Genomic DNA, 19,120 nt, shown 5'->3' on the forward strand with positions numbered 1-19,120 from the left:
TAATCTATATAGAGTCACTGTCTTACTCGGCCCACTCTAGTGCCGCTTCAATGTACTTATCCCAGAAATCCCAGGTGTGCGCTCCCCCGCTTTCAACGTAAGCATGCTCGATCTGTTCCTCTTCAAGGAAGTTATGAAACCGGCGGTTCACATCCAGCAGGAAATCTTCTGTCCCGCAGGCCATATAAATCTTCGGCAGCTTAAGTCCGTTCTCTTTCAAATCAAGAGCAAGCCTCTCCGGATCTTTGTCACTGCCAAGCAGCTGGCTCAGATCGCCAAAGACACTTGTATAATATTTGTAGCTGGCGATGCCATCTTCGTAATCCGGGGGAATATTCGCAATTTTATAAGGAATAAGTGCCGATGACAAGGCGATGATGCGGCCGAATTGTTGCCCATACTTCAGGCCGTTCCGAATCGCACCGTATCCTCCCATAGACAAACCGCCAATAAAGGTATCCTCCCGCTCCGTAGACAGCGGGAACATCCGGCGTGTGAAATCCACCAGCTCCTTGCCGATGAACTCCCCGAAACGTTCCTCCCTGTTCTCATCATCCAGATAGAACTGATTCTCTCCAGCAGGCATAAAGACGGCGATGTGATATCTATCCGACAGCTCCCTGATCCGTGAGAAGTTCATCCAATCATTGTGGCTTCCGGAATAACCATGCAGCAGATACATTGCTCTCAGCGGTTGTCCAGCCCGGGCCGGTGGTTTGAATGCTTCGGGCTGGTCGACTGGCAATAAAGCGCTGAACGTTACTTCCCGTTTCAGACATTTTGAATGAAAGCTAATTTGCAGTGTTGCCAAAATAATCACTCCTTAACTGAATTCGGATTAATCTCTTACAAATTGTAGTATGCCTGGATGTCTTCAAGCTTCGGCAGATCCACTACAGCTCCAGTATATCTCAATTTGAAAGCACTTACAGCAAAACCGAGATTTAGAGCATCCTGCAGTGTATGCCCTTTAACGGCTGCCGCATAAAATCCGGACCAGAATGCATCTCCTGCCCCTGTAGTATCCACGATGTCCGTAGCGAGCGTATCGAAGATTCTTGCCTCTCTTCCATTCGATACGATGGCCCCATCCTTGCCTAACGTCAAAATGACCAGCTTAGCCCCAAGCTCCAGAAACTTCTCCAGCTGATTGGATGGGGTATCTTTGCCAAACAGCCTCTCGGCATCGTCTTCCGATGGCTTGATGATATCCACCTTGGAGAACAAGGATTTCACATACTGTACACCATCTTCGCCCTTCTGCCAAATGCCCGGATGATAGTTAGGGTCGAAGCCAATCAGCGTTCCCTGATTTCTCGCCTCCCCAATTAACCGTTCGATGGTATGCCTGGCGGGAATTCTGGATACGGGCCAGCAGGAAAAATGAACAATCTTGGAATTCTTCAAAGCATCTTCAAGCGTTGGTGTATAGGCCAACTGATAGTCTGCGCTGCGATAAAAAATCGGAGCCGGAGTCGCTTTGCTCTTGGACACAACCACTAAGCTCGTGGAATCGCTGTTTCTCTGGATGCCATGCGGCTCCATTCCTTCTCTGCGCAGCCTGTCCACAAGAAACTCGCCAAAGCCGTCCTCACCCACAGCGGAAACCATAAAGGAGCTGATCCCAAGCTTCTTCACGTTGATTGCGATATTGGAGGGAGAGCCCCCCAGAAACTTCGTATATCCGGCAGACTGAAACGTATCATCATACTCATTGGAGATCATGTCAACGAGCAGTTCTCCGACCGCCAAAAGGTCATTTGATTTATCCTCAAAGGTCAGTCTGTCGTGAAAATCCATCATTTCGTTGCCCCCTTATATAAGCGCCACATCTAGCGGACACCTATAAGTGTAGCCGGACTCCGGGAACGATTTCTTCCAAAAATCAGTTCTTTTTTTACAAAAATACGGGCGGATTTTCTCTCTTATAATGAAAGTAACCGAAATCGGCATTAAACCAAATAATTCACAGGAATTCCGTCCTCATTTACATATTCAATAGCGGTCTGATACGTCTGCAGGCTGATAACCAGCTTACAGTACTTCTCGCCTTGCTGCCATAACAACCGGATCTCATCGTTTGCCGCATCCAGCACATGAAACTCTCCATCAAACGCACTGTACGTATTACGGAAGCGAATCAGCTTCATCAGCCGTTTCACGGCTTCTTGTTCGAGCGCATGCTCAATTTCTTCTACGGTATAGTTATGGCGGTTGATTTCGCGCCCTTCTCCCGTTGCTTTTACCTGTTCCATGTCATTTCCGCCGGCGAGCAAGCCTACATAGTACACTTGCGGAATACCCGGTGTGAAAAGTTGAATCGCTCTTGCGGCGAGATAAGCATTGTCGTCTTCATTCAGTGCGCTATAATACGTGCAGCGAATCTGATGAACATCAAATCCGTCTGCGGCCTTGTGCTCATCCGACAAGATAAGGCTCAAATTAGCGCCCCGCTCCACACAAAGATCGACCAGCTCCCGGGCCTCATTCGTGTCGATCAGATCGTCAAGATCCGGCTTAACCGGAATCCCGTCATGGCAATCGAGCATGGTAAACTGCTTGTGCGGCCGGGTCTTCAGATAGGAGTAGAGTTCCGTATTGGACCTGCCGGTAAGCGCCTCAAGCACCCGGTAAGGCAGGATGAAATCGTATATCCAGCACCCGTGCTCCGACAATTTGTATTGAGTACTATAATGTGCATGCACTTCGGGCAGCAGCTCAATGTCCAGCGAGTCCGCCATTTCTTTGATCCAATCGAGAAATTCATATATTTCCGGCTCCACAAAAAAACAACTGGTCCCCAGCTTCTTGATGACATACCCGACAGCATCGAGCCTTACAATTTTGACGTTCTGTTTCTTGAAATTTTCAAAAAATGACTGCAAAAGCCGCCGGGTCAGCGGAGAGTGGACATCCAGATCAATTTGCTCTGAAGGATCTGTCCTTCCAAAGGTCGTCCAGACCTTCTCTTCCTCACCGCTCCCGTTAATTTGAAAGGTCGAATAGGGCAAGGGCCTGCGCAGGAACATTTTCTCAATGTCAGCTTGAACAGGGCTCCCATTGTCCCAGATCTTGTCCAGTGTCATAAATAAATCGGCAGATTCGGAAGCCCTTCCCTTCTCAAGGAAGTCTTGAAAATACGGCGATTGCCTGGAGATGTGATTCACCATCAAATCCACCAGCACATCAAACTTTTCCCCAATGGCCCGGACATCTTCCCAGGTACCGAAGCTTGGCTCGATCTCAAGATAGGTGAGCGGAGCAAATCCCCGGTCCCCGGAAGAAGGGAATGGAGGAAGGATATGAATGCCGCCAGGGAAAATATCTGTGAAATGCTTCTGCAGCAGTTCATTCAGCACCTTCAGATTTCCGCCCATAGAATCGGGATACGTAATCAATTGGACTTTATTTTGGATAGCCATAGTCTATAACCTCCTGCAATATGCCTGGATGTCTTCAAGTTTCGGTGTTACAGCTTCTATATAAATTGAACCATAGACTTTCATATTGGGGTCTGGTCGTAACTGCGGGGAATGTTTGGACTTCCGGCCGCTGTTGTCTACAGATTTCTTCAATTTATACCGTTGTTCACGGTTGAAATACGCAGACAAAGGCGGTCGCTACCGCTCCTCCAGTTCCAAACTTCCCCTCCGCACTCCTGCCTTTTTTATGATTTTTTTAAGTTCAACTTATATAGACAATATTATTTTAGCCAGGCATGAGGCATGATTGCTTCCAAAAATCAGTCCTTTTTTTACAAAAATTCGCCTGAAGTCCAGCTTTCCGGCTTCAAGTGTATGCAGAATCCCGGTTCTGGAAAATGCAGCTCTAACCTTTGTCCTTGGTAGGATAGTGCAACACTGCCTTGCTCTAAGGCTCGTATGCTCACATTTTGCAATTGGCCGCCGTTCCACTCCATGTCCAGCTCGTATCCGCCGCGTGCCCGAACACCGCGGATTGACCCGGACGGCCATGAAGCTGGCAGCGCCGGGAGCAAACGAATCACCCCAGCATGACTTTGCACCAGCATCTCTGCGATGCCGGCGGTTCCGCCGAAATTACCGTCGATCTGAAATGGAGGATGGTTGCAAAACAAGTTCGGCAATGTCGATGAGCGCAGCAGTTCCATTACATTGTCATGCGCTTGCTCAGCCGCTTCCAATCTCGCCCACATGTTAAGAATCCAGGCCCGGCTCCAGCCGGTATGTCCCCCTCCGTTCTTCAATCTCCGCTCCAGCGTCGTTCTGGCGGCATCGGCCCAATCAGGCGTGGATTGCAGCGTGATTTGCGACCCGGGATGCAGTGAGAACAAATGCGAGATATGCCGGTGACCGGGCTCCACTTCCTCATAGTCGATGCTCCACTCCTGAATTTGACCGTATTGTCCGATGGCCGGCTGTGGAATCCGCTCCAGCGCTCTGCGCAAGGTCTCGCCGAACTCAAGGTCGGCTTGCAGGATTTCTGTACTCTCTATACAGCAGGCAAAAAGCTCACGCGTGATCTGGCTATCCATAGAAGCGCCGTAGCATAATGCTCCCGACTCCCCGCTTGGCAGGACGTAACGGTTCTCAGGGGATGAGGAGGGACAAGTGACAAGAGCTCCGCTCGGATCTTCCACCAGAAAATCAAGCAGGAACAAAGCCGCCTCCTTCATGGTCCCGTAGATTTTATGAAGAAACCCGGCATCTCTTCCGTACTCGTAGTGGTCCCATAAATGCAGGCACAGCCAAGCGGCTCCCATCGTCCAGAAGGTAGAAGTGACACATACATCCTGCGGGGCGGTATCTGCCCAAATATCGGAATTATGGTGGGCTACAAATCCCCGGCAGCCGTACATCACCTTGGCAGTTTCCCGGCCCCGCTCCCGCAGCCTTTCGATAAAATCAAATAACGGTTCATGACATTCGGACAGATTGCAGCTTTCCGCCGGCCAGTAGTTCATCTGTGTATTGATGTTGATTGTATACTTGCTGTCCCATATCGGAAGCATATCCTTGTTCCAGATGCCCTGAAGATTAGCTGGGAGCGAACCCGGACGACTGCTTGAGATCAGCAGATAACGGCCAAACTGGAAATACAGACTGACGAGCTCCGGGTCGTCCTCTCCGCTGCGGATTCTGTCCAACCGGCGGTCCACAGGCAGCTCAGACACAGACGATTTTTCTTCACTGCCTTGCAACGTTAGCTCCATCCGGCTGAACAGCTTCTGGTAATCCACGACGTGATCTCCACGCAGTTGTTCGTAAGATTTGGCCGAAGCAAGCTCAATTCTCCGCACGCATTCATCTTCCATTTGTTCCTTCATAATCCGAAAGTCCGTGCATGCCGAGACCAGAATCGTCGCTGCATCCGCTTGATCCAGCACAAACTGCCCCCCGGTATAGGAAAGGCGGCCGCCTTCTGCCAACACCCGGATGGCGCAGGCAAAACGGATGCCCTCCTCTCCGCCGCTTCTACCGCGAATAATCATATCTCCTTGCTTATTTACACCAATCCGGTCCAGATAAGCGTGAAATCCGACAGGGTGCTTCAGGATATCCGACCACGGCGAAGGCTCCAGAACCGAACCTCTGCCAAACAATAACCTGAAGGACAGATTACCGGGTACACTTGCAGTTAGACGAACGGCAAACACCTGATCCGGGTAACTTGAGAAATATTCGCGGCTATATTCAACGTGATGGGCGGTGTACTTCACACGGGCAATTCCTTGCTCAAGGTCCAATTCCCTCCGGTAATCTTCCACGCTCTTCTCTGAATCGCAGCTATCCAAGTACAGATCACCCAAGGTCTCATAATGGCGCTGTCCATCCGGCACACCAATCAGGACTCTCGCTGCCAGTTCCTCCGCTTCCCGGATCTGTCCCGATAACAAAAGCCTCCTAATCTCGCTCAAATGCTCCTTAGCGTCGGGATTGTTTCTCTCCATCGGTCCGCCGTACCAAAGACTGTCTTCGTTCAGTTGAATCCGCTCGATATTTGGTTTTCCGAACACCATGCCCCCAAGTGTCCCGTTGCCTAGCGGCAAGGCTTCTTCCCAATGTTCTGCAGGTTTGTCATACCAAATTTGATTTCTGTACATAATACCGCTCCCTTAAATCTCATATAGCGCCCCTTTGAAGCGCCCATCTCCTCTCTTATCCTAGCAACGGAACAGGTTACAGATGAATATATATTTCTAACTTCCATTTGTATATTTCTTACTTCTTGCCGTTTAACCGGAGTTGTAATCGGGCTAGTTGGCTTAATTTGATATTCGAGGAATTGTACAAAAAAACGTCAAACCAGGAATTCCATTGTCCTACCGCTACAAACAGTGATACGGTCACCATGGCTGGAATGGTCAGTGGCAATACGACACGAACGAAGGTGGTGGACTCTCCGGCGCCGTCAATCCGGGCTGATTCAAGAATGAAGCCTGTGAGCTTTCCGGTTTCCATGATTATGCCAATTTCATAAGGAGCTTCAAAAAAATAGCCGGCATGCCTCCCGGAAAATTCGCCAAAAAAAGCGCAAGCTCTCCTGATGAGAGACTTGCGCGGTAATTAGTTTTGGAGGTTCTCCGTTTAACGTGAGTTCTCGTTCGAATACGATTATTTAACATTCGCTTCCCAGTAGTCACCGACCAGACCTTCCAATATACTGCCGCCAGCCCAAGGCATTAGACAGAACCATGTGCTGGCCGGGGAGCCATCGCTGTAAACCTCCGTTACCAGCCCCTCAGAGTGGCAAAATCTCTCAGACATCCAGCCCTTTTTGCCATAGCCAAATTCCTTATCAAAACGGTTATAGGTCTGGCACCCCCAGCCGATCGTATCCAGCATCCGCTGCTGGACGTATGAATCCTCACGCTGCTGCACGAAGTAATACAGCTCATCTACAAGATTGCTCGACATCGGATGGATATGCGGATTGGCGACAGATGTGACGCTTCCCCCGCAGCTTGACCAGCCGATGGTGCTGAGCGGCGGCACCTTAACCGGTGAATTATAGGCGAATTTAAAGGTGAACTCATAGTCGATCGCATCCCTCATATGATTGAGATACAGCCCGTCACCAGTGAGGGCATGCAGGAATCTGACAGCCTTAATGTATGCCAGAATCCCTTCCGAATCCACCGCCTTATCCGCATCAAGCGGAGCCCCGTAACATTCCATGCGCTTCACATAGGTCTCATAATAATGCTTCTCGCTGCGTTTAAGGCTGTCCAGATGGACTCTGTCTCCAGTGAGAAAGCTGTAGTATGCCATGGCGGCCATGCACCATGCTCCGCTGAAGGAATCATATTCAAGCCCGGCACCCGTGTTCCCGGACAGGATGGCCGGATATTCATCATCCGAGTTTTTGCTGTTCTCCAATACGAGGAGAACCTTCTTCACAAATACCATCCAATCCTCATGGTGACAGTTTTTGACCCGCTTTTCATATTCATAGGCTTTCATAATATAAAATAAAGCCTGCGCGCACAGATAGGCTGAATGTCCAGGTGTACGCATCCCGTCAAACCACCAGCCTTTATTGCTCCATTGCCCGTCCTGATACGCCTCATAAGGCAGCCCCGATGAAGGATTTAAAGAGTTTTCGATAATATTCCGGATGCAGGAAAGCGCCTGTTCGCGCATAGGCTCGTCACCAAGCCGCAGGGCAGCCATCAGAACCGGAGTTGCCACAGGTAATCCATCGGTCCAGCTAATTGAGATAATTTTGTTATACCGGTAGCCGCCCGTTTCCTTATCCTCGTAGACAAAGGTGGAATAACTGCGTTCCTCGGGGAGCCATGCATATTGGTAGATAGCCTTTGATAAATCGCTTGCAGCAGTTCGAATATCGCTGCCCTGTCTTGGATGCTGATGATAGCGGTAATAGATTTCTTCAACCGCAGCATTGATGCCCAGCTCGGATTCAGCAGCGTATTCATATAAATCCAAAGTGAACTCCACAGACTCTGAGGCTGCCAGTTCAAAGCAATTCTCGCCAAGAGGTGCCCGTTCCTTGACCAGTCGCGATTTGATAAACAGCAGGGGAGCGTTCTCATACCCAAGCGTATACCCAACCGTTCCTTTGGCAAGCGAACAGGAATAGCCGCCATATTGATAGAATTCACCCGTAAGGTCCGGCTCCCACTGGGATTTGACCCCATCCTTGCTTATGAAGTATGGACTGGCGCAAAGGCCATATATTTTGCCGTTGTCATATACAAGTGCCGCTGGATGTGACAAGCGGTCGCTTCGCACCATCCACCAGGGAGAAGAAGGACGTACAGGATTTCCTTCTCTCAATCTGGGGAACTCATTAGGAACATTCTGTGGAGCCTCCCCGCGGTTTCGGCCATACATAAATGCCGGCAGAAAAAAACGCGGGTTAACTTTGGCAAACGGCAGCTCCACATGAATGACTCCCGACCACATTGTGCTGCTCAGATTTCTTACCTTTACCATTGCCTGAAAGGGCTGCTTGGCACTGCCGTCCCCGCCTGTGATCTCTACAGACGCGCTTAGTCCATGTCTATGCAAGCCTGCATATTCAGTATCCTCTTGATTTTTGCTTCTTGCAGTTACAATCAGCTCCATGATAATATCCTCCAGTCTGCTTTAAAACGCCTTCAATCCTCATCCCTCATGCCAGGATAATGACATTTTAAAGTAGCTCCAGAGAATAATCCTTGCAGATTTCGCTGAATTTATTGCGCGAACAGATCCGAAAGTGACATTAGTTTTTGATAATTTCTGTGGGGTTCATGCCGATTATTTTTTTGAACAGCGTACTGAAATAGGGTATGTTCTTGTAGCCGACCTGCTCAGCCACCTCATACACCAGCATATTCCGCTCCATGAGTAATTCACGCGCCTTCTCAATCCGTACCCGGGTCAGGTAGTTATTGAAGGTCTCTCCGGTAAAATTTTTGAAAATAATTGAAAGATGGTTCCGCGAAATGAACACCTTATCTGAAAGCTCTGCAAGCGTAAGCTCCTCAGCATAATGCTCATGAATATAGCTGGTCATGAAATCGACAATCTGTCTATGCTTGCTGCTCCCTTTCCACTGCCTGCTGCTGCAAATTCTTGTAATCTTGTCGATCAGCCAGCTTTCCAGTTGGTCCGGCCCGCTCAAGCTGCTAATCTCCTTGGCAATTTGGTCATGCGCGAACAGATTATCCAGTACAAGCCCGGATTCATAAAGCGAATAGGTTATAATTCCCCATAGCTCACTCCCGAGTATTTGTACGGCTCCCTGTGAAACTCCGTCTTGCTTCTTCATTTCCGATATAAAATCAATAACAAGCTGGTGGGCCTCGGATTCCTGCGATGCCCTCATCGCAGTGGCCAGCTTATATGAGAATTTGACCGGGAAAAGGGTGGCTCTTCCCTGATCGCCGCTGCTATTCTCCTGATATCTGTACACCTCGAAAGCCGGAGCAATCCGTAATGCTCTTTGATCCATTGCCCGGAAGGCCTCCTCTGTGGAGTCAGAAATCCTGGTCCATGTATCCTTAACCCCGCCGATTCCTATACGTGTCACAAGCTTAAGATAGCACCCGATACTGTCAATCAGCCCAATCCCTAACTCCTCCAGCTTCTTATCCAGCTCATCCGGGTGCACGGCATCCGGGTGAATGATTAATAACGCCCTGGTGCTGTGAAGCTCTGTGTATTCCACATCCGGAAATAGCTTACACGCGACTTCACAAGCGATATTGCTAACCGCAAACCGGAACAGATTCCAATCAGATAAGGATAAGCAACTGGCCCGTTCATCACGGATCAGCTCAATGCCGACCGTAACATGCTTACGTTCCAGCCAATAATGATAAGCCGGCGGAAGGTGAGTGTTGTCTTTGTAAGCATGGTCTAAGGTACCAACGGCTGCAGAGCGAACCCACTCTTTTTCAACAAAGGGCTCATACAGCTTCATCTTTAGCTCACTTTCCTTCTGTTTGATCCGTTTCTCCTCTTCCTCCTCCAGCTCCCCGATGACCTTGCTTAAGATTGACTTTAGCGTCGGCACACTGATCGGCTTGGAGACATAGTCGCTCACCTGAAACCGGAGTGCCTGTCTTGCATGTTCAAAGTCCGAGTAACCGCTCAGAATGATGATTTTGCCTTGAAAACCTTCTTTCCTGAGCTGCTCCATCATATCCAGTCCGCTCATCACGGGCATGTACAGATCAGTGATCACGATGTCCGGCTGGGCAACGCGAATCATCTCCAGTCCATCCTCTCCGTTCAAGGCCTCCCCAACCCACTCAGCCTCCAGCTCATCCCAGGGAATCACCCGCTTCATCCCCTTCAGGACTTGACGCTCATCATCAATGATTGCAATTTTCCACATTATCCCTACCTCCTAAAACTCTGTAAGCACCGAAGCGCGACGGTTTCTGCCATACGGCAGTGGAAGCGTTTACTATACTGGAACTGTCACCCGAGCGTTAGTCCTTTTTGGCAAGAGGTTCTGTCAGCAAAGGCAGCATAATTTCCACCCTTGTTCCGCCCTCTTCGCGTTCGCTCAGCGTAATTCCGTAGCACTCTCCGAAATACCCGGCGATTCTCTCTCTCACATTACGTATACCGTAACCACCCGTATGACGTTTATGAGGGCTGTCTTCAAGCTGCTTCAGTCCAGATCCGTTATCCTCAATGGTAATGTGCAGAGCATCGCCTGTTTGCTCCAGCAGGATAGACACACAGCCGCTGCGTTGCTTGTTGAATCCATGAACCATGGAATTCTCCACGAACGGCTGTAGCGTAAGCTTCGGAATGTATAATGTCATTAACTCGTCTGCCGCCTCAATCCGATACTCAAGTCCGTCTCCCCAGCGCAGCTGCTGGATTTCAAGATAGCACTCTATATGCAGAAGTTCATCTGCAATCGTGATAAAGCTGTTGCCGTTAGACAAGCCGATCCGAAACATCCGTCCCATCAGCTCCAGAATGCGGCTAAGCTCATCCTGCCCGGCCTCAATCGCCATCCAGTTCAGTTGATCCAGCATATTATAAAGAAAATGGGGATTGATGTTAGCCTGAAGCGCCTCAATTTCTGCTTTCCGCTGCTGTTCATAACGCCGCTCCAGCGAGAGATACAGCTCCTCAATCCGTTCCTTCTGCTTGCGGTAACCCGAGAACAAATAACCGAATTCATTCTCATAATCCACCGGAAGCTCTACATTGTCGCCGCCTACGGAGTACACGCGCATAGCGGTTACAAGTTTTTTGATCGGCTTGGTAAACTGCTTACTCAAAAAATCGGTCAGGAGCAATACCAGCAGCACTGCAGCGATACCAATCAGACCGATCCACTCCGCGAGCTTCAGACTGCTGGCCGTGATCTGATTCCAGGACGTGAATTCGATCAGCGTCCAGATTGAGTTATCCATCCTGGAATAGACGAGCAAGGTATCGCGGGAGCCGGTTGTTGCCGGAATATGGACGTATCCCGATTTATTGCTTTTAAGATCAATCCACTGGGACCAGTCATTCTGATCGAGCGTATCGCCAATCTTCATAATCTGCTGTCCTTCGGTATCCGCCATGATCCGGTTCGATCCGTCGGAATTGCCGGTTAACAGCTTCCTGATCTCGTTAGCCTTGATGTGGACAACAAGAACACCGAGATAGTCATTCTCATTTACTATTTTTCTGGAAAAGCTAAGCACAGGAATCTCACCTTGAGCGCTGGAGAAATTGTACTCCTTGGACCAGCAGAAATCACTCTTCACCAGACATTTTGACCATTCCTGCTTATTTAAATCCCCTAGCTTACGGAACTGAATATAGTTCTGCCGTTCACTTAGGATGGGGTTATCCATATAGAGGTCAATCCCTTGGATCATCGGAATAGCATAGGTCAAATTCGCAAGTGCGCTTTCCACACCTACACGTCTGCGGTACCTCTCAAATTCATCCTGCCTGTTCAGAAGAAAATTAATCAGTTCGGTGTCGCGGGAGCTGGACAGTGAAATCTGCTCGATCATGACCAGACGGGTCGTAATTTCATTATTCAGTTCATCCAGCAGCAGCTGCTGATAATGGGATGTGGTCTTCACAAGCGCTTTGGAAGAATTGCTGTAGCTTGTCCATGCGGTAACCACGATAACCGTAATAAGCACTATGGCAAAGCTATGGAAAAACAGACGGTCGATTCTATATTTTTTAAAAGGATTGGTCAAGGCTCCACCTGCCTCCTTCAGTTCCGGTTCAGACGCAATAAACGGTAAAGCTGCGAAAGTTATTCGACGCTTTACCGTTAGCAGACGGATGTTTTTTTTACATCTTATCCTTTTATCCCTGTTGTTGCAATTCCTTCAACGAAGTATTTCTGCAGGAACATGAAGACGATTGTAGCCGGAACAATAGACACCAGCGACATAGCCAGCAGTTGTCCCCACTCTGCTGCAGATTGAGAGTCGTTGATCATACGAAGCGCAAGGCCCACAGTATACTTGTCTACCGTGTTGATGTACAGGAGATGCCCCAGGAAATCATCCCAGTTCCACAAGAAGCAGAAAATTGTGACGGTAACAATCGCGGGAAAGGCAAGAGGCATAACCACTCTCCAGAAAATACCGAACCAGGAGCATCCGTCAATTTTGGCCGATTCATCAAGCTCTCTTGGAACACCGCGAATAAATTGAATCAGCAGGAAGACGAAGAAGCTGCCGCCTGCTCCTCCAGCAAGCAGATGTGGAATAATAAATGGCAGATACGTATTGACCCAGCCCAGCTGATAAAACAGAGCGTATTGAGGGATAATCAGCACCTGTCCCGGCATCATCAGCGTCAGCATCAGGATGGAGAACCAGAAATTTTTCAGCGGAAAATCCAGTCTGGCGAACCCGAAAGCAACCAGAGTGCAGGATAGAAGCGTTGCAATAATTACAGCGATTTCAAGTCCAAAGGTATTGAGATAAAAATCCGTAAACGTATGTCCGGGAACCGAAGTCCACCCTTTGGTAAAGTTGCTCCATTGCGGAGAAGACGGGAAGATAGACGGTGAACTAAGCTCGGTAGGGTGCTTCAATGAAGCTCCGACCCACCAGATAATCGGATAAACCATGATAAGGCTGAAGAGAATCATGAACAGATGACGAAAGGCCGGCTTCCATTTTGTTGTTGTCATTTACGTTTTCTCCCTCCAGTGTCTGTTTCATAGAATACCCAATACTTTGAGGTATAAGAGATCAGGATTGTCGCTGCAACGATGGCGATCAGCATTATCCAGGCCAGTGCCGAAGCATATCCCAGCTCATAACGGCTGAATGCCCGTTCGTACAAATACATCGCATACACATAAGTAGAGTTCATTGGTCCACCGTTCGTAATTACAAAAGCAGAGGTGAACATCTGGAAGGCGCCAATGACCGCCATGATTAAGTTGAAGTACAGTATTGGTGAAAGCATCGGCAGGGTGATTTTGAAGAATTGAGTCACTTTATTGGCTCCGTCAACCGAGGATGCCTCATACAGGTCATTAGGAATTTGCTTCAGCCCCGCCAGGAAGATCACCATTGTAGAACCGAATTGCCAGACTGTTAGCAGAATCAGCGTGCCAAGCGCCGTGTCGGGACTTGTAATCCAGCCTTTTCCTTCAAAGCCAAAGGCACCGATCAGCTTGTTGAAAATCCCGTCCACACCGAAGATGTTACGCCAGAGCAGCGAGACTCCGATACTGCCTCCAATAAGCGAGGGGAAATAAATTGCCGTGCGGTAAGCGCTTATTCCTTTGACCGCCTTGCTGAGAATCATTGCGACAAAGAGAGCCGCTGCGAGCTTCAAAGGCACCGAAGCCAGCACATACGTAAAGGTCACTTTCGCAGACTGAATGAATTTCGGATCGGCTGTAAAGATCCGCTCATAATTGCGGGTTCCGATCCACTTCATCGGCTGCATCAACGTGTAGTCGGTAAACGAATAATAGAGTGATAGGAATAATGGATACGCCGTAAGCGCTAGAAACCCGATCAGCCAGGGTGAAATAAACAAATAGCCTGCAAGCGGAGCGTTCCATCTGCTTCGGAAGTATGAGCTTTTTTTCGTCTTTGCAGCAGAAGGGGCTATAGTGGTGGCTGTGGAACGGTTCATCTGTGGTCACCTCTTGTGGTCAATTTTTATACTTTAAGTATATAATCCGCCCACTCCCCGCTAAATGAGAGGAATGCTCGAATTCTTTCAAAATATAACGACAAAAAGAAGCGGCATTCACCGCTTCCACATTAGCGAATTAATATTTTATCGTATTATTCTTCACATGCACTAGGATTTTACAATGATAAGCTTAATAATGTATACCTTATGACACTTTAGGAGGTAATATAATGAGCAAGTACGACGAAGCCATGAAGCTGCTGGAAGAACAAGTGGGTAACAAGGACGGCCTGATCTCCCTGTCCACCATCGCGCTGGAACCGGGGGCCAATGGCAAAAGCCGTCCCGCCGCCCGCATTGTGGACGCCTATTATGAGGACGGCGCATTCTACACTGTCACTAACGCGACCTCAGGCAAGATGCAGCAGATCGCCCAAAACCCCGAAGTCGCCGTTTGTATCATCGTCGAAAACTTTACGGCCGATGGTATCGGTGAAAACCTGGGCTGGGTATGTGACGAGAAAAACGCGGAGATGATGACAAAGCTGCGCACAATATTCGCCGAGTGGTATTACGAAGCCAATAACGACGAAGACCCTAACACATGCCTGCTGCGCATTCGCCTGATAAAGGGCCTGTGGAATGACGCCCATAAAGGGATCAGAAATGAGATTGATTTTGTCAATAAAACGGCAAATTAAGATTACTTATGAAACGGTTCATCGCGCTGTCTGCAAGTTTTAGGGCCACCCTCCGGGGATGGCCTATTTCCGGTTCTCTTGCTTATTCCTATTTATGAAAATTGCACGCCCTTGAAAATAAGATTAGTATGAAATAGCATACTATTGTGCAGATTGTCTATCAAAGGAGAGATTGATGATGCATCATACAAAAGACAACAGTCACGGATTCGGGCATGGCAAAGTGCTGGGAACCACATCAATGGGTGAGAGAGGACCTGAGGTAGATAAAAAAGAATGAGCGAATTCTTTAAATTGATGAAGGATGTCCGGTTCAGAAGAACCATGCGGATGATTTTTAAGTTCGCCTGGGGTTTCTGGTGGCTGGGCACGCAAAAGTATTTTATTTCAGGGCGGCGCTTGGAAGCTAAAACAAAAGCTTTCTATCAAAAACAGGCAGCATATTTTACGAAGACCGCAATGGATATGGGCGGATTAATTATCAAGCTTGGTCAGCATGTTAGTGCGCAAGTGGATATTTTGCCGAAGGAAATTCTTGATGAATTGTCAAAGCTGCAGGATTCCGTAGCGTCCGTCGATTTTTCCGAGATCAAACACAAGGTAGAGAGTGAACTCGGAGCATCCATTAACGAAATTTTTGCCGAGTTTAGTGCGACGCCTATCGCAGCAGCCTCCTTGGGACAGGTACACCGGGCGACCTTACGAACAGGCGAAGAAGTCGCAGTGAAAGTGATGCGTCCCGGAGTCGAGGATATTATTGAGATTGATGCGAAATCCATTGAAATTGCTATTCGTTTATTGAAACGCCAGACTAAGATTGCAGCCTTCATGGACCTTGATGCGGTGTATGATGAGTTCTACGAAACCGTTATGGATGAGCTCGATTATCAAAAAGAGGGGCGAAATGCCGAAGAATTTCAGATGCAGTTTATCCATCGCGAGGATATCGTTGTTCCAGGCATTCATTGGCCCTATACCACTTCAAAAGTGTTAACCATGGAGTTTTTGGAAGGTGTAAAAATCAACGATTTTGCCCAGCTTGAAGCTTGGGGCGTGGATCGGACGAAATTAGCGAAGTCATTGATGGAAATTTTCATTGAACAGATCCTGATAGAAGGGTTCTTTCACGCAGACCCGCACCCGGGAAATGTTCTCGTGCAGCCTGACGGCACCATAGCATTAATCGATTTTGGAATGGTCGGACGAATTGCCGAGGATATGAAGACGCAAATGGTAGCACTTTTAATGGCGGTGTATTTAAAAGATTCCCACGGCGCGATCGAGGCCTTGAACCATTTGAGATTTTTAAGACGAAATACAGATTTAGAGGTATTTTCAAGGAATCTTACGTTATTATTTGAACAAATCAACGGTGACACGTTTGACTTGAGTTTTGTGACGTCAGGTGACAATGCTGAAGAGTTACGTCATTTCCTCTATTCTCAGCCCTTTCAGCTACCCGCAAACACAACATTTTTGGGAAAAGCAGTGGGCACGATATATGGACTTTGTTTAGGACTGGACCCTGAGATTGATTTGATTGGGACCGCTAAGCCTTATATCCAAGAGGTTGTGCTTGACGATCTGCGGGGAAGCGTCTTTTCCAACGTTATAGATGAAGGTAAGAAACTTCTAAAAGGAATCCTTCCTACGACCAAGAAGTTCATTTCTGCAGTCGATAAAATGGATAGCGGAAATTTACGGGTAAAGTTATCGAGTTCCTTTGAGAAAAAATTGATCGATACGCAAAATAAGAATACAGGGCGGATCATTGCCACAATCATTGGCGCGGTATTTTTTCTGACTGCTGCCAACCTGTGGAATGAAGTGAATCATGTGGTTTCTTATGTGCTGGGCACTCTGGGGCTGCTCATTATGCTCGGCCAACTCAAAACGCGAGAAAACCGCCGTGAAGTAAGACATGCAAGGCAGATGCAGGCTATGCGTGAACAGAGTAGATTAGAGAAGCCGAGGGTTAGGTCGCGTAAATAATGGGCGGTGAGGAAGGAGGGGGCGGTATGCCCCCTTCTTCTTCCTATGACTGAATTTGTTATGTTCTATACTTTATCAATACAAATTTTGGTATAATGGGCTGCAAGTGAAGAACATTCATATCTTTCAAGGAGGTGGTTGTATGATTGAAAGCGACATTAGTGATATTCCCCCGATGATCAAGCCAAAAATGAAAAGGAGATGCTTTTATGAGTTACAACCCCGAAATTCCAAGAAACCGATATGATAACTATGGTGACCGTGAATGGACGCGCCTTGAAAAAGATGGGCATGGCGAACTTTTATATCAGGTACATCTTGATATTTTGAAGCGTTATCTCAAACTAACCGATAACGTGTTGGAGATTGGTGCGGGTTCAGGAAGATATACTAAAGATATTGTTGCAATGTGTGCGGAATTGACCGTTGCCGATATCTCTAGTCATCAAATTGAATTCAATCAGTCCAAAATGCGCGAGCTCTCACTGATTGACAGCATAAAGGCCTACCATGTTTTAGATGTTCTTGATATGAGTGTTTTTGAGGATTCATCTTTCGATTGCGTGGTCTGTATAGGCGGTGTAATCAATTATCTTTTGGACAAAGAGAAGGCGGGCATACAAGAACTTCTAAGAGTATTAAAGCCGGAGGGCATATTGATTGTAGGGTCTATGAGTTTCATTGGCGCTTCACTTTATTATCTTGAAGGCATACGGTATGAAAAGGACCAATTCGGGCTTGAAGCTACAAGGTGGCTTTTGGATACAGGGATTCAAGACGAAGAGCATTATCCAGTGGAAAGCAAGCATTACGTCCATATGATGAGAAGCACCGAAATGGATGCTTTGTTTGCTCAGTTTCCTGTAAAAGTTCAAGAGAGAAGCTCCGCCGGTCTCTTTACGCAAGCCGGAGATTCTGCTCTTGAAAATGCCCGCAACGACAAAGAATTATGGAAGCTAATTGTCGAAAAAGAAATTGCGTTTACCAAACTACAGGGCACTCTTGATTGTGGAATGAACCTCATCTACGTTGTGCAAAAGTTGTAATCTGCTCTACTATTCGGCATAAAGCAAAGCCCAGCCACGTTCCAGCCAGAACGTGGCCTACCTGCTCCTATGGCATTCATGCTGTAAAAAACTTGCCGCTACTTGTGGTACGGTTCCCCGCGCTGTCTATAACGGCAAGTTTTTTCTGTATTAAAAAGGTTCACCACTAGGTGAACCCAAATTTCCCATCTTAAAAAACCAGTATTTTAAATTTCTTATTTCATTAGAGGTTCATCTGATAGACTATTCCCCCTCGCCACTTGTTTCAATACCTTTACTAGGGAGCTTCCCATAATCAATCCAATATTCATACCGTTGGTCTAAAAAATCTTTTCTCGCTTTCGAGGTGTGCTTCATCTTCGATATTGCCTCTCTAAAACCTTTGCTTAAAACAAGCTCTTCTGCACAATCTGCACGGTATCTAAAAGTGGGGGGAATGTTTTTTACCCAATAGTTCTTATTCCTAACCCGACTAGAAGTAAATTCATAATAATCTCTAATTGGCCGAAGTCTATCAAAAGAAATAATATCAATATTATTCTTGCGTACTGCTGCTCTTTTCCCCCTCAATAATTCATTATCTTTATACTCAGCTCTTCTTCCATAAATTAAAAGAAACTGAGGGTCAAATTGTTTCTCTCTCAATGTTTGGGGTATATTGAAAAAATCAAAAAATAGCAATTGATTTTCTGGTTTATTCAAAATTGCCTGCCATTCATAAATCTGCCCGATAGCCTGTGAAAATGCTGCACTCATATTCCCATCTTTCAGGTACATTGTTTTGGCAGGCTTCTCAATCTCAATAAAAACAGGTACAAAGGTTAGACTATCGTTTGCCAACCACAGAAAATCAGGGAATCGACTAAAGGGACCCCCTATTTTAGGTTGAGAGATTAAAGTATGCATATATGGATAATGCCCGGATTGCCCAAAAAGCTCCAACGCTCCCGGAACAAAAGAAGGATTTTCTTCAAGAAATAATTGAAATGCTTTCTCGCTATTACTAGATGATTTAAGCAAATCATTATATTCTTTTAAAGAAATTTTTTCATACTCTTCCCAAGATAATTCTTTTGGAGGGTTTTTTATGACTTCATACTTTTTAGAAAAAATAACAATCGCCCCTATATCATTTAGAATTTAAATATTTAAGGTTTAATCAGGGGATTTATAATTTTACGAGCTCAGGTATTATCTAAGGTTAATTTACCCTGGTCCCCGTACGACAAAGAATACTCAATCTTTCCGGGAAAGATTCTATTGTTTATGACAAACTCCTTTGCGGCTACTACAGCGCAAGCTT

The 19,120-nt window shown here is 47.2% G+C and carries 13 protein-coding genes and 1 pseudogene; 3 read left to right on the forward strand and 11 right to left on the reverse strand.

The window, feature by feature from the left end:
* Positions 1–22: 22 nt before the first annotated feature.
* From ACX1DY_RS06835 to ACX1DY_RS06880, 10 genes and pseudogenes are all read right to left on the reverse strand, one after another.
* Positions 23–820: an alpha/beta hydrolase gene (locus ACX1DY_RS06835; RefSeq protein ID WP_458963453.1), complete on the reverse strand. Its 798-nt coding sequence runs from the start codon at positions 818–820 to the stop codon at positions 23–25.
* A gap of 26 nt (positions 821–846) precedes the next feature.
* Positions 847–1,803 (reverse strand): carbohydrate kinase family protein, encoded by a 957-nt coding sequence (locus ACX1DY_RS06840; RefSeq protein ID WP_458963454.1) that lies wholly within the window; start codon positions 1,801–1,803, stop codon positions 847–849.
* Between the two features lie 149 nt (positions 1,804–1,952).
* Positions 1,953–3,422: a sucrose phosphorylase gene (gtfA, locus tag ACX1DY_RS06845; protein ID WP_458963455.1), complete on the reverse strand. Its 1,470-nt coding sequence runs from the start codon at positions 3,420–3,422 to the stop codon at positions 1,953–1,955.
* Between the two features lie 332 nt (positions 3,423–3,754).
* Entirely contained in the window at positions 3,755–6,082 is a 2,328-nt protein-coding gene (locus ACX1DY_RS06850; RefSeq protein WP_458963456.1) for a glycoside hydrolase family 95 protein, read from the reverse strand.
* A 154-nt stretch (positions 6,083–6,236) separates the two neighbouring features.
* Positions 6,237–6,413, reverse strand: a pseudogene (locus ACX1DY_RS06855) (ABC transporter permease subunit); the annotation flags it as partial.
* 180 nt (positions 6,414–6,593) lie between these two features.
* On the reverse strand, positions 6,594–8,570 hold the full coding sequence (locus ACX1DY_RS06860; protein WP_458963457.1) for a hypothetical protein: 1,977 nt from the start codon (positions 8,568–8,570) through the stop codon (positions 6,594–6,596).
* Between the two features lie 139 nt (positions 8,571–8,709).
* Complete coding sequence (locus tag ACX1DY_RS06865; RefSeq protein ID WP_458963458.1) at positions 8,710–10,329, reverse strand: response regulator transcription factor; 1,620 nt, start codon at positions 10,327–10,329, stop codon at positions 8,710–8,712.
* 97 nt (positions 10,330–10,426) lie between these two features.
* The gene (locus tag ACX1DY_RS06870; RefSeq protein ID WP_458963459.1) at positions 10,427–12,163 is read right to left on the reverse strand and encodes a sensor histidine kinase; all 1,737 of its coding nucleotides are present in this window, start codon (positions 12,161–12,163) and stop codon (positions 10,427–10,429) included.
* 104 nt (positions 12,164–12,267) lie between these two features.
* Entirely contained in the window at positions 12,268–13,113 is an 846-nt protein-coding gene (locus ACX1DY_RS06875; protein WP_458963460.1) for a carbohydrate ABC transporter permease, read from the reverse strand.
* Positions 13,110–14,075: a carbohydrate ABC transporter permease gene (locus ACX1DY_RS06880; RefSeq protein ID WP_458963461.1), complete on the reverse strand. Its 966-nt coding sequence runs from the start codon at positions 14,073–14,075 to the stop codon at positions 13,110–13,112. The genes ACX1DY_RS06875 and ACX1DY_RS06880 overlap by 4 nt, the downstream gene beginning before the upstream one ends.
* A 233-nt stretch (positions 14,076–14,308) precedes the next feature.
* Here ACX1DY_RS06880 and ACX1DY_RS06885 point away from each other — a divergent pair, with 233 nt between their 5' ends.
* From ACX1DY_RS06885 to ACX1DY_RS06895, 3 genes are all read left to right on the forward strand, one after another.
* Positions 14,309–14,779, forward strand: a complete 471-nt coding sequence (locus ACX1DY_RS06885) for a pyridoxamine 5'-phosphate oxidase family protein (RefSeq protein ID WP_458963462.1) — start codon at positions 14,309–14,311, stop codon at positions 14,777–14,779.
* Positions 14,780–15,055: 276 nt separating this feature from the next.
* Entirely contained in the window at positions 15,056–16,771 is a 1,716-nt protein-coding gene (locus ACX1DY_RS06890; RefSeq protein ID WP_458963463.1) for an ABC1 kinase family protein, read from the forward strand.
* Positions 16,772–16,980: 209 nt separating this feature from the next.
* Positions 16,981–17,817 carry a class I SAM-dependent methyltransferase gene (locus ACX1DY_RS06895; protein WP_458963464.1) on the forward strand — a complete coding sequence of 279 codons (837 nt, stop codon included), beginning with the start codon at positions 16,981–16,983 and terminating at the stop codon, positions 17,815–17,817.
* Positions 17,818–18,060: 243 nt separating this feature from the next.
* Here the strand turns inward: ACX1DY_RS06895 and ACX1DY_RS06900 are convergent, their stop codons facing one another.
* A complete protein-coding gene (locus tag ACX1DY_RS06900; protein ID WP_458963465.1) occupies positions 18,061–18,837 on the reverse strand; it encodes a Shedu anti-phage system protein SduA domain-containing protein in 777 nt (258 codons plus the stop codon).
* Positions 18,838–19,120 lie beyond the last annotated feature (283 nt).

The sequence above is a fragment of the Paenibacillus sp. BAC0078 genome (genome assembly GCF_054483875.1).